At 61.2% G+C, this 16,046-nt stretch carries 12 protein-coding genes, 1 tRNA gene and 1 pseudogene; 6 read left to right on the forward strand and 8 right to left on the reverse strand.

The features are described from left to right. Positions 1–90: 90 nt before the first annotated feature. The gene (locus tag CFY91_RS06265) at positions 91–807 is read left to right on the forward strand and encodes a pseudouridine synthase (protein WP_093985495.1); all 717 of its coding nucleotides are present in this window, start codon (positions 91–93) and stop codon (positions 805–807) included. A gap of 54 nt (positions 808–861) precedes the next feature. Next, a tRNA-Gly gene (locus tag CFY91_RS06270) sits at positions 862–935 on the forward strand. Between the two features lie 76 nt (positions 936–1,011). Here the strand turns inward: CFY91_RS06270 and CFY91_RS06275 are convergent. From CFY91_RS06275 to CFY91_RS06285, 3 genes are read right to left on the reverse strand one after another with little or no spacing between them, the layout of a single operon-like run. Then, positions 1,012–2,850 carry a GldG family protein gene (locus CFY91_RS06275; protein WP_093985496.1) on the reverse strand — a complete coding sequence of 613 codons (1,839 nt, stop codon included), beginning with the start codon at positions 2,848–2,850 and terminating at the stop codon, positions 1,012–1,014. 1 nt (position 2,851) lies between these two features. Next, positions 2,852–3,586, reverse strand: coding sequence for an ABC transporter permease subunit (locus tag CFY91_RS06280; protein ID WP_093985497.1), 735 nt, complete (start codon positions 3,584–3,586; stop codon positions 2,852–2,854). Then, positions 3,583–4,506 carry an ABC transporter ATP-binding protein gene (locus tag CFY91_RS06285; protein WP_093985498.1) on the reverse strand — a complete coding sequence of 308 codons (924 nt, stop codon included), beginning with the start codon at positions 4,504–4,506 and terminating at the stop codon, positions 3,583–3,585. Before CFY91_RS06285 ends, CFY91_RS06280 begins: the two co-directional genes overlap by 4 nt. Positions 4,507–4,839: 333 nt before the next feature. Between CFY91_RS06285 and plsB the strand changes: the two genes are divergently transcribed. From plsB to CFY91_RS06300, 3 genes are read left to right on the forward strand one after another with little or no spacing between them, the layout of a single operon-like run. Next, positions 4,840–7,332: a glycerol-3-phosphate 1-O-acyltransferase PlsB gene (plsB, locus tag CFY91_RS06290; RefSeq protein WP_093985499.1), complete on the forward strand. Its 2,493-nt coding sequence runs from the start codon at positions 4,840–4,842 to the stop codon at positions 7,330–7,332. Positions 7,333–7,383: 51 nt separating this feature from the next. Further along, positions 7,384–8,061, forward strand: a complete 678-nt coding sequence (locus CFY91_RS06295; RefSeq protein ID WP_093985500.1) for a DUF4197 domain-containing protein — start codon at positions 7,384–7,386, stop codon at positions 8,059–8,061. 4 nt (positions 8,062–8,065) lie between these two features. Beyond that, a complete protein-coding gene (locus CFY91_RS06300; RefSeq protein ID WP_093985501.1) occupies positions 8,066–8,863 on the forward strand; it encodes a TatD family hydrolase in 798 nt (265 codons plus the stop codon). Positions 8,864–8,910: 47 nt separating this feature from the next. On the opposite strand, the gene CFY91_RS16395 is transcribed toward CFY91_RS06300, so the two are convergent. Together CFY91_RS16395 and CFY91_RS16400 are read right to left on the reverse strand one after the other, a co-directional pair. Then, on the reverse strand, positions 8,911–9,624 hold the full coding sequence (locus CFY91_RS16395) for a methyl-accepting chemotaxis protein (RefSeq protein ID WP_371870494.1): 714 nt from the start codon (positions 9,622–9,624) through the stop codon (positions 8,911–8,913). Between the two features lie 144 nt (positions 9,625–9,768). After that, positions 9,769–10,905 (reverse strand): annotated as a pseudogene (locus CFY91_RS16400) (HAMP domain-containing protein); the annotation flags it as partial. A 244-nt stretch (positions 10,906–11,149) separates the two neighbouring features. On the opposite strand from CFY91_RS16400, the gene CFY91_RS06310 reads away from it, so the two are divergent. Beyond that, positions 11,150–12,052: an ROK family protein gene (locus tag CFY91_RS06310; protein WP_093985503.1), complete on the forward strand. Its 903-nt coding sequence runs from the start codon at positions 11,150–11,152 to the stop codon at positions 12,050–12,052. Between the two features lie 105 nt (positions 12,053–12,157). Here CFY91_RS06310 and ampE read toward each other — a convergent pair whose 3' ends face one another. From ampE to CFY91_RS06325, 3 genes are read right to left on the reverse strand one after another with little or no spacing between them, the layout of a single operon-like run. Further along, entirely contained in the window at positions 12,158–12,994 is an 837-nt protein-coding gene (gene ampE, locus CFY91_RS06315) for a regulatory signaling modulator protein AmpE (protein WP_093985504.1), read from the reverse strand. 14 nt (positions 12,995–13,008) lie between these two features. Then, complete coding sequence (gene ampD / locus CFY91_RS06320; RefSeq protein WP_093985505.1) at positions 13,009–13,554, reverse strand: 1,6-anhydro-N-acetylmuramyl-L-alanine amidase AmpD; 546 nt, start codon at positions 13,552–13,554, stop codon at positions 13,009–13,011. Positions 13,555–13,596: 42 nt separating this feature from the next. Continuing rightward, entirely contained in the window at positions 13,597–15,873 is a 2,277-nt protein-coding gene (locus CFY91_RS06325; protein ID WP_093985506.1) for a DUF1631 domain-containing protein, read from the reverse strand. Positions 15,874–16,046: the final 173 nt, after the last annotated feature.

The raw sequence follows: 16,046 nt of genomic DNA on the forward strand, positions 1-16,046 counted from the left end.
GCAGGCGCTGCAGCGCCTGCGCCAGTTCGATAGCCAGGCACGCAGTTGCCTCTGCCCTGCCTGCGCGCAAGCCTTGAACCAGGCCGACTGATGCGTCTGGATCGCTGGCTGGCCAATCAGCCCTGTTTTAATCGCGCCAAGGCCCAGCAACTGCTTGCGCAAGGGCGCATCACCGTGGACGGCCAGGTCTGTCGTGATGGCCTGCACGAAGTCGGACGCTTCCAGCAAATCGACCTCGACCAACAGCCCCTGCAGGCCGCACAGACGGCCCGCTACTACCTGCTGCACAAGCCACGCGGAGTCGTCAGCGCTACCCGGCATAGCCAGCACAAAACGGTCATCGACCTGCTGCAGGTTCCTCAGGCTGAGGAACTGCACCTCGCCGGACGCCTGGACCTGAATACCAGCGGCCTGCTGCTGATCAGCAACGACGGCCTGTGGACGCGCCGCCTGACCCTGCCGCGCAGCCGCCTGGCCAAGCACTATTGGCTGCGTACCGAACAGCCCATCGATCCCGCCTGCGTCAGCGACTTTGCCCACGGCTTGCTCCTGGAGGGTGATCCACGGCCCACGCTACCGGCCACCCTGCACCTGCTGGACAGCCATAGTGCACGCCTGACGTTGCACGAAGGCCGCCATCATCAGATCAAACGCATGTTCGCCTGTTACCACAACCCGGTGCGCGACCTGCATCGCGAAGCCATCGGCAGCCTGCAGCTGGGCGACCTGCCCTACGCCAGCTGGCGTGAGTTGAGCAGCGAGGAAGTACAGCGCCTGAGCCGCGAAGCAGGCGCCGAGACGTATTAAAATGCAGACAAGCCTTCATTTTGCCAGGTTGTTCTGGTAAAAAGGCTGCCCCAAGCGGGTGTCGTATAATGGTAATACCCTAGCTTCCCAAGCTAGAGCCGTGGGTTCGATTCCCATCACCCGCTCCAGATGCAAAAAAACCGGCCAAAAGCCGGTTTTTTTATGCCTGTCACAGGCCGCCATGGCGGCCTGTGACAGGCGCCCTCAGCGACGGCGACGGCGGCGGCGCCACCACCAGACCGCCAGTGCCAACAGGGTGATCAACACCGGCACCAGCAGGATGTTCAGCAGCTTGAGCGTACGGCCCAAGGCCTCGATATCTGCATTGAGCTGGTAACGCACCTCGCGCAGCTCCTTGCGAATACGCAGTTTCTCGGCGAGGAACTGCTGCACCGCGGCCTGCTGCTCCGGGGTCATCTCCAGTGCCTTGGCCGGATCGTCTTGCTGCTGCAGGGCGGCCAGTTGCTGCTCGGTTTCCGCCAGGCGCTTCTGCAACACTTCTTCCTTCTCGCGGAAACGGGCCTCGGCTTCGCGCTGCAGGTTCTCGACGACCTCAAAGGGACGGCTGAAGCGACCACGGGAACGCACGCTGATCAGCGCGTCACTGCCGGCCAGGTTATCCAGTGCATTGATCGCCAGCCCGGCATTGTCGGCCCAGGGTTGCGGAATGCGCTGGCCAAAGAAGTCCTGCACCTGCACCCAGAGACGGTCGGTGAGCAGGTCGGTGTCGGCCACCACAATGACGTTGATGTTGTCAGCCGACTGCACGCCTGGCTCGCGCCCCTCGATACCCTGCGGATAGGCGGTCTGCGCCGGACCGCTGATGCGGGCCGCCAGGGTGTAGCGTTCCCCCGTGGGTTTGAGTTCGCGAATCAGCTCCTCGGGGTTGTTGAGCATGGCGAAACGCTGTGCCGCATAGGGCATGGCGTACTCGGAACTGCGCAGCAGCGGCTGGAATTGCGTCTTGGCATCCTCCAGTGGCTCGAGGATACCGGCGGTCGCCAGGTTGATGCGCTCCAGGCCATTGGTGACCACATCCTCCTGGTCCAGCGCACGACTAGGCAGGCTCAGCCAACCGGCATGCCGCACCGCCTGCTGGCCCATGCTGACCGACATGGCATAGGCACCGTCGCCGACCACTTCCTGGTCACGCAGGCGCAGCCCCCAGGCCTTGAACAGCGGCTCCAGGTTGGAAGCCTTGTCCTCGGCCATCTCGCCGGGCATGCCCAGGCCGGTATCGGCCTCGCTGTACGGATCGACGAAGACCAGCAGTTTGCCACCACGTAGCACGAACTGATCGATGGCATACAGCGTTTGCTCGGGCAGATCCTTAGGATGCACCAGCCAGAGCACCGACACCTGTTCGGGGATCTGATCGATGCCAGCCTTCAGGCTTTCGATCTCGAACAGCTGGCGAACTTCCTCCATGACCATCCACGGCGGGGTCGGCTGGCGGGCCATCATGTCGAAGCCACCGTGCAACTGCAGGGCGGACAGCACGCCGATCACCGGACGCTGCGGCTTGGCCAGCCCCTGCACCAAACGACTGATCTCGTACTCGAGGAACTCTTCCTGGTCCAGCGGGAAGAACGGGATGACCTGCTGTGCGTTATCTGCCTGCCCACGGGTGCCGGCCAGACCGAAATACAACTGCCCACCACTCTGATCCAATGGCACCGCCTGCAAGCCGAAGCTCGCCGCGCGGTCCTCGTCCTCGGAGAAGGGTTGCGGATCGATCACTTCCACACGCAGCTTGCCGTTACTGGCACGCTGGTAGGCCATCAGCATCTCCTCCACGCGACGTGCGTAATTGCGCAGTGCGGTAAGGTCCTTGGCGGCGCTGTCGGAGTAGAAGAAATGCAGGGTGACCGGCTCATCAAGGCTCTCCAGGATGCGCTGGGTACCGCTGGAGATGGTGTAGAGCTTCTGCTCGGTCAGGTCCAGCCGGGCATTCTGCAAGGTCAGCCCGGAGAGCATGTTGAAGCCCAGGAAAACCAGGGCAATGACCAGCAAGCCGGCACTGGAATACATCAGTTTCTTCATGTCAGTCAGCCTTCTTCAGGTCAACCACCAGCGCCGTGGCAGCCAGCCAGGCGACGATGAAGCTGAGGAAATACAGGAGATCACGCAGGTCGATGACACCCTTGCTGATCGCCTCGAAGCGAATCAGGAAGGACAGCGAAGCCACCGCGTCGATCAGCCATTGCGGCGCCCAGCCACTGAAGGCATCCAGCAGCATGGGGAAGCCACTGACGATGAACAGGAAACAGGCAGCGACCGCAAGGATGAAGGCGATTACCTGGTTCTTGGCCAACGCCGACATGCACGAACCCACCGCCAGGTAGGCCCCGGCCAGCAACCAGCTGCCCAGGTAACCGGTGATGATCGCGCCATTGTCCGGCTCGCCCAGGTAGTTGACGGTAATGATCATCGGGAAGGTCAGCAGCAGCGCCAGGCCAGCAAAGCTCCAGGCGGCGAGGAACTTACCGGCAACCGCCTCGAAACGTGTCACCGGCAGGGTCATCAAGAGTTCGATGGAACCAGACTTGCGTTCCTCGGCCCACAGGCGCATGGCAATCGCCGGCACCAGAAACAGGTAGAGCCAGGGATGAAAATTGAAGAACGGCGCCAGGCTGGCCTGGTTGCTCTCGAAAAAGCCGCCCAGGTAGAAGGTGAACACCCCGGACAATACGAGAAAAATCAGGATGAACACGTAGGCCAGCGGCGTGCTGAAGTAGCTGGCCAGTTCGCGTTTGAAGATTACCGGTAACTGCTTCATGCGGCTTCTCCACGGGTCAGGCTACGGAACACTTCATCCAGTCGGCCCCGCTCCACTTCAATTTCGCGCACCGCCCAGCCACGCTGGTGAATGAGCTGATTGACCTGGGGAAAGATCACCTGCCCGGCGCTGGCCAGCACGGTCAGGCTGCCGTCACGCTCGTTGCGCTCTACACCAGCCACTCCGGGCAACGCGGCCAGTGCGCTGCTGTCCACGGCCGCATCAGCCAGCAGGGTCACGGCCTGGTGGTAGCGCGAACGGCTCTCCAGTTCCAGCGGCGTACCGTCGGCGAGCAGCCGCCCGCCAGCAATGATCACCGCACGGGTGCACAGGGCCGACACCTCTTCGAGGATATGCGTGGAGATGATGACGATCTTGTCCTTGGCCAGGCCCTGGATCAGTTGCCGCACCTGGTGTTTCTGGTTGGGGTCCAGACCGTCGGTGGGCTCATCGAGAATCAGCACCCGCGGGTCGTGGAGGATGGCCTGGGCCAGCCCGACACGGCGCTTGAAGCCCTTGGACAGGGTCTCGATGGACTGCCCGAGCACCTTGTCCAGTTCCAGCTGGGCGCTGGCCTTGGCCACGCGGCTGCGCTTCTCCGCACCACGGAAGCCACGTATCTCGGCAATAAATTCAAGAAAGCCCTGCACACGCATGTCGCCATAGCAGGGCGCACCTTCGGGCAGGTAGCCAATCAGTTGCTGGGCCTTGAGCCGTTGTTTCTGGATATCGAATCCATGAATGCTGGCCGTGCCCGAGGTGGGCGCCAGAAAACCACTGAGCATCTTCATGGTGGTCGATTTGCCGGCCCCGTTGGGGCCCAGGAAGCCCAGTACCTCTCCGGGAGCCACGCTGAACGACAGGTTGTCCACTGCCAGCTGCTGGGCAAAACGCTTGCTTAGATTAGTTATCTCGATCATGGCCTCTCACCATTGGGATCAGAACCCGGCAGCGACCATCACGGCAGCGACTACCGGCATGGATCGGGTCAATGAACACCCAAACCTGTGCCGCAGGGCCAGACACTGGCTGCTGCAGGGCTTCCTTTGCAACGCTGCGCGACTATAGGGGTCGCTGAACCGGCAATGCAAGACCATCGCACAGGCTAAAAAGTTGCAAAAGGCGACGCAAAATCAGGCAGTTATGCGGATAAAAGATCACTTACCCAGCACGCCTGCCTTTTGCGAGGCGTCAGCCAATACGGCACACTAGCCATCCCCGAGCCCCGGCTCGCCTGTCCGACCGAATTGCTTATGACCCGCTCACCCTTCCGTCGTCTGGCCTTTGGCGCCCTGCACCGCCTGCTGTACCTGTGGGTACGCTCGGAAACCATCAATCAATCGGCCTTTACGCTCAAACTTGACTGCAGTAAACCGGTGTTTTATGTCCTGCAACAGCCTTCGGCCAGCGACCTCTCGGTGGTCGATAGCGAGTGCCGCAAGGCCGGCCTGCCACGCCCGGTGCTGCCGGTACAGCTGGGCAACCATCAGGAGAGCAAGGGTTTCTTCTACCTGACCCCCGAACCGGGCTGGTTTGGCGGCAGCAGCAAGCCCGGTGTAGCACCGACGCTGGTACGCGCATTGAATGCGGTTAACCAGCAACAGGTAGACGACGTGCAGATCGTCCCGGTCAGCGTGTTCTGGGGACAGTCTCCGGACAGTGAAACCAGCCCCTGGAAACTCCTGTTTGCCGACAGCTGGGCAGTTACCGGACGCCTGCGGCGGCTGTTCACTATTCTCATTCTAGGTCGCAAGACCCGTGTGCAGTTCTCCGCACCGCTCAAGCTGCGGCAGATCATCGACGAAGGCAAAGGCCCGGAGCGCACCCCGCGCATGGTCTATCGCCTGCTACGGGTGCACTTCCGCCAGCAGAAAGCGGCGGTGATCGGCCCGGACCTTTCGCACCGCCGCAACCTGGTCAAGAGGCTGATTCACGGTCCGCTGGTACGCCAGGCCATCGAGGCACAGGTGGCCAGCGAAGGCATCAGCGTGGAAAAAGCCGAAGCACAGGCCCTCAAATACGGTAACGAGATCGCCTCGGACTACGCCTATACCGCCATCCGCTTTCTGGAGCTGGTGCTGTCGTGGTTCTGGAACAAGCTGTACGAAGGGATCAAGGTCAACCACCTGCAACAGGTGCAGGAAATCGCCCATGGCAACGAGATCATCTATGTGCCCTGCCACCGCAGTCACATCGATTACCTGCTGCTGTCCTACCTGTTGTTCACCAACGGCCTGACACCTCCACACATCGCCGCCGGCATCAACCTCAACATGCCTGTGGTCGGCGGCCTGCTGCGCCGTGGCGGGGCCTTCTTCATGCGTCGCACCTTCAAGGGCAACCCGCTGTACACCGCGGTGTTCAACGAGTACCTGCACACCCTGTTCTGCAAGGGTTTCCCGGTGGAGTATTTCGTCGAGGGCGGACGCTCGCGTACCGGGCGCATGCTGCAGCCCAAGACGGGCATGCTGGCCATCACCCTGCGCAGCTTCCTGCGTTCGTCGCGCCTGCCGGTGGTATTCGTACCGGTCTACATCGGCTATGAGCGGGTGCTGGAAGGCCGTACCTACCTGGGCGAACTGCGTGGCGCGAGCAAGAAGAAGGAATCGGTGTTTGACATCATTCGCGTGCTCAACGCCATCCGTAAACAGCGTTTTGGTTCGGTCGCCGTCAACTTCGGCGAACCCATCCATCTGGCCGCCTTCCTCGACCAGCAGCAGCCTGGCTGGCGCAGCGCCGACCATGGCGCGCAATTCCGCCCGGCCTGGCTCAACGACACCACGCACCGTCTGGGCCAACGCATTGCACGGCATCTGAACGATGCGACGGCCGTCAATCCGGTCAACCTGGTCGCCCTGGCCCTGCTTTCTACCAGCAAGCTGGCGTTGGACGAAAAAGCCCTGGCACGCACCCTGGATCTCTATCTCAACCTGCTGCGCCAGGCGCCCTATTCGCCCTATGCCACCCTCCCGGAAGGCGATGGCCTGGCCCTGATCGAATACGTACAAAGCATGGAACTGCTCGCCGAACAGCGCGATGCGCTTGGCCGCATTCTTTATCTGGATGAGCAGAATGCGGTGCTGATGACCTATTACCGCAACAATGTGCTGCATGTATTTGCCCTGCCCGCGCTGCTTGCCAGCTTCTTCCAGAGCAGCGCCCGCATGAGCCGCGAGCAGATCCTGCGCTTCACCCGGGCCCTTTACCCCTACCTGCAGGCCGAGCTGTTCATCCGCTGGGAACTGGAGGAACTGGACGAAGTCATTGACCAGTGGCTGACTGCACTGGTCGATCAGGGCCTGCTCAAGGTCGATGGCGAGATGTATAGCCGGCCAGCACCCAGCTCCCGTGAGTTCGTCCTGCTGACCTTGCTGGCACGCGCCATCGTGCAGACCCTGCAACGCTTCTACATGGCCATTGCCCTGCTGCTCAACAACGGACAGAACAGCTTGAGCGCCGAACGCCTGGAACAGCTGTGTACGGTGATGGCCCAGCGCCTGTCGATTCTCCACGGACTGAATGCCCCGGAGTTCTTCGACAAGAGCCTGTTCCGCCACTTTATCCAGAGCCTGCTCGACCACCGGGTATTGCGCCAGAGTGCGGAAGGCACCCTCAGTTACCACCCACAACTGGGCGAACTGGTGGAGGGCGCCGCCAAGCGCGTGTTGCCTGCGGAAATCCGTCTGTCGATTCGCCAGGTTGCCCAGCATAGTCATGACGAGCAAAGCGACGAAACACCTGCTTGACTCAGCGGAGCAGGCATACACCTGCTCCCCCTACCCTTGTGGAGAAGCGCCATGCCACGCCTGATCAGTCTGTTGTTGTGCCTGCTGCTAAGCAGCCCGAGCTTTGCCCTGTCGCTGGCCGAGCTGTCCCAGGGAGACGCCGCCAGCGGGCTGAAACAGGCCCTCAACCAAGGCGCCAAAGCCGCAGTCGCCCAACTGGGACGCCCCGGTGGCTTCAGCAGCGACCCGCAGGTACGTATCGGCCTGCCCGGCAAGCTGGGCAAGGCGGCACGTACCATGAAGCTGATGGGGATGGGCGCCCAGGTCGAACAACTGGAAGCCAGCATGAACCAGGCCGCTGAAGCAGCCGTTCCCCAGGCCCAGGCACTGCTCCTGCAAGCCGTGCAGAACATGACCCTGCAAGATGCCAAGGCCATTCTTGCCGGCCCGCAAGACTCAGCCACCCGTTACCTGGATAAAAGCAGCCGCGAACAACTGCGCAGCCGTTTTCTGCCTATCGTGCGCCAGGCTACCCAGCAAGTTGGTCTGGCCCAGCAGTACAATGCCTTTGCCGGGCAGGCCGCCAGCTTTGGGGTCATCGATGCACAAAGTGCGCAGATCGAGAACTACGTGACCGAGCAGGCACTCAACGGCCTGTTCAAGATCATTGCCGAGCAGGAAGCCGGCATTCGCCGCAATCCAGCCCAGGCAGCCGGCAGCCTGGCCCGCAAGGTCTTTGGTCTGCAATAAGCCGATGCTGCTGGTCGACAGCCACTGTCATCTGGACTTCCCCGTCTTCGATGCGGATCGCCAGACGCTGCTCGAGCAAGCCCGCCAACAGGGCGTGACCCGCGTGGTTGTGGCCGCCGTGAAAGCGGCAGGCTGGCCGCGCCTCTGGGAGCTGGTTGAGCAGCACAGCATGCTTTACGGCAGCCTGGGGCTGCATCCGTGCTTTCTTGCCGAGCATGATGCCCGGCATCTTGGCGAGCTGCAGCAGTGGCTGGAGCGCCTGCGGGGACACCCGCGCCTATGTGCGCTCGGCGAAATCGGCCTCGACTATGCGCAGGCAGACAGCCCACGCGATGCCCAACAAGCCTTGCTGCTGGCCCAGTTGCAGCTGGCCAAAGCCTTCAACCTGCCGGTACTGCTACATGTACGACGCGCTCATGCCGACTGTATCGCCCTGCTCAAACAGCTACGCCTGCCACGCGCAGGCATAGTGCACGCCTTTTCCGGCAGCTACGAAGAAGCCCGCGAATACCTGCGCATGGGCTTTAAACTGGGCCTTGGCGGCGCCGCTACCTGGTCGGCAGCAAGCCGCCTGCAGCGGGTATTGGGACGCCTGCCGTTGCACGGCGTGGTACTGGAAACCGACGCACCTGATATGGCGCCAGCCATGTTCGCCGGGCAACGCAACAGCCCTACGCACCTGCCAGCCATCTGCACGGCACTGGCCACACACCTGCACTGCAGCCCGGAGCAACTGGCCTGGCACAGCAGCCGCAACTGCGCCGAGCTTTTTGCCTGGCCAGACCTGGCACTCGCCCCTTAACGCACGAAGCGGCCCGCAGGCCGCCTCGTCGAACCATAGTCCTGCTCTCAAACCTTGAATGTGGCAATCAGCTGCTTGAGCTGGCCTACCAGGCTGCTCAGCTCGCGGCTGGCACGCGCGGTCTGGCTGGCACCTTCGGCCGTGCGCTCTCCCGCTTGGTTGATTTCGACGATGTTCTGGTCGATATCATGGGCCACAGCTGTCTGCTGCTCAGCCGCCGCAGCGATCTGCTGGTTCTGGTCGACGATCATGCCGACTGCCGCCAAAATGTTCTCCAGCGCCAACTGCACCTTGGACGACTCACTGACCGTGCCATCGGCTTTCTGGTGACTGCTGTTCATGGCCTTCACGGCTGCGGCCACCCCTTGCTGCAGACGCGCGATCATCTGCTCGATTTCCTCGGTCGATTGCTGAGTACGCTTGGCCAGGGTGCGCACCTCATCAGCCACCACGGCAAACCCTCGTCCCTGCTCGCCGGCACGCGCAGCTTCGATAGCCGCGTTGAGGGCCAGCAGGTTGGTTTGCTCGGCAATCCCCTTGATAACCTCAAGCACCCGACTGATCGAGGCGCTGTCACTGGCCAGTTGGTCTATCACGGTCACCGACTGGTCAATCTCCGCGGCCAGGCGCTCAATGCTGCCAACCTGCGCTTCGACCAGCGCACGGCCACTCACCGTTTCCTCGTTGACGCTCTGCGCACTGCCCACCGCCGCCGCCGCGCTGCGGGCTACTTCCTGGGCAGTAGCAGACATTTCGTTCATGGCCGTGGCCACCTGCTCGATCTGCCCACGCTGCCCGGCCACCGCCTGGTTGCTCTGGTCAGAAACCTGCTCGACCTGCACAGCCTGGTGCTCAACCTTGGATACGGTATCGCCTACTTCACGGATCAACTGGTGGATCTTGCCCACTGCATCATTGACCGCCTGTCCCAGCTCGCCCAGCTCGTCCTGGCTCTGCACACGGAACGTGACCGTCATATCACCATCGGCCATGCGCCCCATGACCTGGCCAAGCGCTTTCAGCGAACTGCGTGTCGACACATAGAAGCCGCCATACAGGTAGACAATGGCCAGGAAGACCAAAACCAGTGCAATCACCAGCAAGATCATCTGGCCACGTTTCTCGCCCAGACGCTGTTGCAGATCGCGCTCGATCACAGCCAGGGCGGCATCATCCAGCTGATAGGTTTTCTCCATCAGCGAGCCCATTTGCTGGTAGAAATCCAGCCAGGGGGTATTCATCTCCTCGGCCATGATGACCTGGTCTTCCAGTAGCAGCATGGCTTCCTTGAGCGAAGCCTGACTGGCTTCCGCCTGCCCCCCCAGCTCACTGCGTACAGCCGGACTCGCCAACGCCTCACTGATGCGCGTGCCGTAGTCACCATGCAGGCGTTCCAAAGTCAGCAACAGGTCGTCCAGCCGGGTACTGGCCGCCGAGTTGAGGAAACCCTGGCCAATCGAATAAGCGCCCGTGGCGCGCCCCACACCCAGTGCCGCGGTCACTTGCGGCGTACCGCCGGTAATCAGCTCAGCCAACTGCCGCACATCACGCTCTGCGTCCTGACTAAGCCCTCCCAGAGCGGCGATGAAGCGCGCAAAGATCTGCGTGCTACCGACCAACTGCTCAGCCATTTGTACTTTGCTTTGCAGTGACGACTGCTCACTCAGCGCACGCAAGGCAGCCAACAGTTCGTCGCGCTTGCTATTGAACTCTTCCAGCACCGCTGCATCGCGCGTTTTTGGGCTCATGGCCTGTAGATCAGCCTGCAGCTGTTTCTCCATGGCCTGGATACGCGAGTCCAGATCGCCGGCATTGCCCGACTGGCCAATCATCATGTTGATAAGCGTAAAGTCATTGAGGGCCTCGACGTCACGCCGCAGCTTCAAACTGCTACCGAGCAGGTCCAGACTCTGCAACTCGGTCTCGGTCGCCACTACCTGACGGTAGGAATCGCTAACCAGGTAATAGTTGGTGATCAGCATGGGCAGAAAGAAGAGCACACTGATCAGGCTGAACTTCATGCCGAAGCTCAGGCGATTCATCAACGCGATGGCCGGATACAACACGGTCTTCACTGGACTTCTCCCGTCGTTTTTTTATTTTATGCGGCATGGGCTTTGCAGCAGACCAAGCATCTCACGCCCCCAGGCCGCCGCACAGGGCTGCTCGGCGGATCAACCAACGCGATAGCAAGACATGCAGGGCAATGATGGCACCCTGACGCCACACGGTGACAGCACCTGTGTACCTGATATCGGCCTATCTTTCTGTAACTTAAGGTAAATCATGCACGAACCGATACGCCTGGGCATCGACCTGGGGGGCAGCAAGACCGAAATCATCGCCCTGCATGGATCACAGGAGCTGCTACGCCGCCGGCAAGCCACACCGCGTGGCGACTACCCAGCCACACTGGATACTATAGCCGGTATGGTTGAGGCTGCCGAAAGACAGCTTGGCCCGTGCAGCAGCCTGGGTGTCGGCATACCCGGCACGCGCTCTCCCGATCATGGCCTGATCAAGAACGCCAACTCCACCTGGCTGATCGGCCAAGACTTGCAAGGTGACCTGCAGAGACGCCTGCAACGCCCGGTACGACTGGCTAATGATGCCGACTGCTTTGCCTTGTCCGAAGCCACTGATGGCGCTGCTGGCGGCGCCCCTTCGGTCTTCGGGGCTATTCTCGGCACCGGTGTGGGTGGCGGTATCGTCATCAACGGACAGCTGCTTGCCGGTCCCAATGGCATTGCCGGCGAGTGGGGACACAATCCCCTGCCGGCCCGCGGGACTGAGGATGGCCCAAGCATGGCGTGCTACTGTGGCCGCCGGGACTGCATCGAGACCTTTCTCAGCGGTCCTGGCTGGGCCGCACGTAGCCAGCTGCAACTGGAGGCCGAACAGTTGGTTATCGCCGCCCGCAACGGGCAACCCAAGGCACAGGCAGCCTTGCAGCGCTATATCGAGCAATTGGCCCGTAGCCTGGCCAGCGTGATTAATCTGCTCGACCCGCACGTGATCGTACTGGGTGGTGGCCTGTCAAATATCGACGAACTCTACCCAGGCGTCGTACGGCACTGGCAGGAGCACGTATTTTCCGACCGCGTCAACACGCGCCTGGTACGCGCCCGGCATGGCGATTCCAGCGGCGTACGCGGTGCCGCCTGGCTGGGAGCACAAACCGACGTCTAGTTTGCCGCGTGACTCACACCGACCGCCAGGCCTGCGCCGTGACAAGCCGAAACACAAGCCTGGCGAGGAGATTGGCGGGCGGCCTCAGCCCAACAGGTCACTCGCTCAGATCAACAGAATCCACAGGGCCAGTGCGGCATACCAAACCACAGCGGTACGCAACAGCAGATGCCACAAGGCATCCAGCGTGCGCAATCCGGCCTCACCAGAAGCCTGTGCAGGCACTTCCGCCGCGGTTCGTCCGGCTTCGGCGACCAAGCGCTGCCCCTCGATATCCCAATTGAGCAGCTCGGCCAGGTAACCGCGACTCACGGCAACGAAGTTGCCTACCAGGGCAAAGCTGCTGATCAGCAAGCGTACCGGCAACCAGTCCAGAGCGTGCCGCCATTGCCCAGCCCGCTCGCGCAACACCGGGCTAGCTGCCTGCTGCTCCGTCAGCGCCAGCAAGCGATAGGCCAGGGCAACCAGCGGTCCCAACAGCGCATACCAGAAAATCACCACGAAGAAGCCCTGGCAAGACTGCCACAACAGATGCCCCTGCACGCGGGCCAGCAACTCATCACCCTGCTCGGCAGTCACGCCCATGTCACGCTCTGCGGCATGCAGTGCACCCTGCTGGTCGCCGCGGCGCCAGGCATCACGAAATGGCCCCTGCTGCGCCAGTAGATCACCACGCCCGAGACTGTAGAGCATCACCAGCAGATGCACCGGGAAAGCCAGCCAGCCATAAGCGACCGACTCCAGCCCCCAGAGCAACAGCCCCAGCAGGAAGAGTGGCAACAAAATCAAGCACAACAATTGCCAACCCGTATGATTGGCCGCAGGCTCTTCACCTTCTACACGCTGCAACCAGGCTTGCCACCAGCCATCCTGCTGCAGGCGCAAGCGCCAGGCAGAAAACTTCTCGATCCAGACCAGCAGCAGCAACACCAGAAAACTCATATACGCTCTCCCTGTCAGACCAGGCTGGCGCGATAGCGCTGCCAGTCAAAGTATGGGCCGGGATCTGTCTTGCGTCCCGGCGCAATGTCACTATGGCCGACGATACGCTCCAGACTAATCGCCGGGTAGTGCTGGCGAAGCAGACGAGTCAGGCTCGTTAGCTGATTGTATTGCGCCTCGCTGAAAGGCAGATCATCAGTACCCTCCAGCTCAATACCCAACGAGAAGTCGTTGCACCCCTCACGCCCGGCAAAGCAGGAAACGCCTGCGTGCCAGGCACGCTGCAGGCAGGAAACAAACTGCCACAGCCGACCGTCTCGTTCGATGAGAAAATGTGCAGAGACACGCAACCCGGCGATCCCGGCGAAATAGGGATGGGCCTGCGGATCGAGGCGATTCTGAAAAAGTGCCTGAACCTGCCCGGTAGCAAACTGACCGGGCGGCAGGCTGATGTTATGAATCACCAACAGGGAAATCTCCCCATCGGGTCGTTCGTTGAAGTTGTCCGAAGGACAATGGCTGATGCCCGTACACCAGCCGCTTTGCGGATCGAATTGCATGACGGCTCCTTGTAGCCGTCACTCTAGCAGAGCCCTGATGGATCAGGCGCCCTTGAGACGCCGCAAGTTACCGATCACCGACTCCAGGGCACGGTCGAACAACAAGGCGTCATCCAGCAGGCGCACCGCATTGCGACGAAACTCGACAGCCAGCCCCATACGGGTCTTTTCCAGCACTTTCATGCCGGTACGGTTGACGAAAACATACTTGCCGGTTGGCTTGATGATCGCCGCCAGCTTGCAACGCAGCTTGTGCTCTTCGTCCTCCTGAATCTCGACCCAGCTGCCAACCCCCAACTGATCGACCTTGAGCAATGCCTCATCATCGTCGGGCAACTGGCATTCCTCACCAGCAGGACGCGCTTCGCCAGGTGCCAGCAAGACAATTTCCTCAACCACCTCGACCATCGCTGGCGGCTCTTCCGGAACAGCAAGGACAACCGGCAGATCAAGCTCGGCCAACCCATGTCCAAGCTCATGCGACGCCTCGTCAGGGATGGTTTCCGGTGCCTCGGCCATGCTTTTCTTGAAGCGCTGGAAAGCCTGAACATGCAGTGCTTCCAACTGGGTGAAATAATCACCCGCAGCGAAGGGGTCGAACCCTGCGCCATTCAAGCCGTCGCGCAGCGCCTTGAGTAGATTGGGCACCAACTGCAACAACTGCAGACGCGCCTCGGGCTCATCATGGGGCTCTACGCTCCAGATCAAGTCATCCATGGTGGTCAGCATGGCCTGCCACTCAGGCGACTCACTGCCGTGCTTCAGGCAGGTCAACTGCAGCACCTTGCTCCAGGCTTCCTGGAGCAGACGTACCACAACCTCCGGGAGGGTGCGCCCAAGCAAGCGCTCATTGAGCGCCTGCTCGACCTGCAGGCGCGCCATTTCAGCACGCGCCCGCCCTTCTTCGGCATCACGCGTACGTTGCTCCAGCAATTCGCTACGCCGACGCTCGTCGCCGGTAAAGGCCAGAAAATCCGCCAGCAACTCGGCAAAGATCGCCGGGTCATCGACAAAGTCCTTGAGTAGACGTTGCACTACCTGGTCGATCTTCTGGTAAAGCCCATCACGCTGGACATCATCCTGATCGGCCCAGCCCATCGCGGCGGCGGCAATTTCATTGAGCAAGCGTCGTGCAGGATGGCTGCCACGGGCAAAGAAACTCTTGTCGATCACCGCCACCTTGAGCATCGGGATCTGCAGACGGCCAATCAGCGCCTTGAGCGAGTCAGGCAGGTTGCGATCATCGAGAATGAACTCGAAGAGCATCGATACCAGGTTGATCACATCATCATCGACCTGACCGACCATGCGCGCCTTGCCACTGCGGGCGCTGGCACGCGTCAGCAGTGAATCCACCTGGTCACGCAGATCGATATCCGCCTGGGCTGACACCGGGAGTTGCTGCTGCATATGCGAGAGCAGACGCAACAAGTCGTTGCTGCTGATCGGCAAGGCATCGGCGGGACGCTGACGCTGCGGCAACGCCACATCACGCACCTGAGCCAGCAGCTCCTGGAACACGCTGAAAGCCTCCTGCATACCGGCATCGTCGACGGGCAGGCTCACTCCCGGCGCTCTGCCAGCGGCCTGACCAGCCGCCGGCAAGGGGCGCGCCGGACGCTGGGACTGCAGGTTGGGGAGTACACCGGCGTTGATCAGTTGCTCATTGGCGTGCGCGTAGATTTCTCCCAGGCTGCTCAGCACAAAGCGCTCGAATAACTTGAAGACGATCAGCTTGACGCGTATCTCCACCTCCAGCGAACGCGTAGCCTCGGCAAATGCTTCGCAGAGAAAACGCGGCCCCAGCGGATTGCTCTTGTCATCGACCGTTTTACTGACCAGTGTGTTGATACGCTGCGTGACATGGCCAAGCGCCTGACCATCACGATTGAGCACCTTGGCAACCATGGTATCGATGGCAACCGACTCTTCCAGCTCTTCCTCTTGCACCAGGCTGAGCGCAGAACTGTCCAGCACATCCAGTTGCGGCGCCGGCTTGCCGATCTCGTACTGGTTGAGCAACGAGAACGACTCGAAAACCTTTTGCAGGAAAGCCCGTTCAATCACCTTGCGCTTCAGGCGCAAGTCGCGCATGGCCTCGAAATAGGCATTCTGCTCGGTGTTGCTGGTGGCCCGGTCGGCCATCTCGAACAGCGAGTCGTCGGCATTGTCGAACAATGCCTGCAGGGCTTGTTTGAGCTGCAAGGCAGCCTTGTCACGCACCTGGGTCAACGCCACGGGCAACCTTCCTACCGGCGAGGGATTAGTCTGCTCTGCAACTACACGCTTGAGGTGTACCACATTAGCCTCGGTCTGCATTGCGCTCTCCTGCCGACCTTACCGCAAAGGGTAGACGGGTCTGCTGTGCGAACAACTGGAATCAATCTTTTACCAGCCGCGCCATAGATATGGCGTCAAAATCTGATTGGTCGTTTGCATTATTGAAGAGCGTCGCCTTTCTACCAAGGGCCGTTTTGCCCTAGACATGACTC

The sequence above is a fragment of the Pseudomonas fluvialis genome, assembly GCF_002234375.1.
Classification (GTDB): domain Bacteria; phylum Pseudomonadota; class Gammaproteobacteria; order Pseudomonadales; family Pseudomonadaceae; genus Aquipseudomonas; species Aquipseudomonas fluvialis.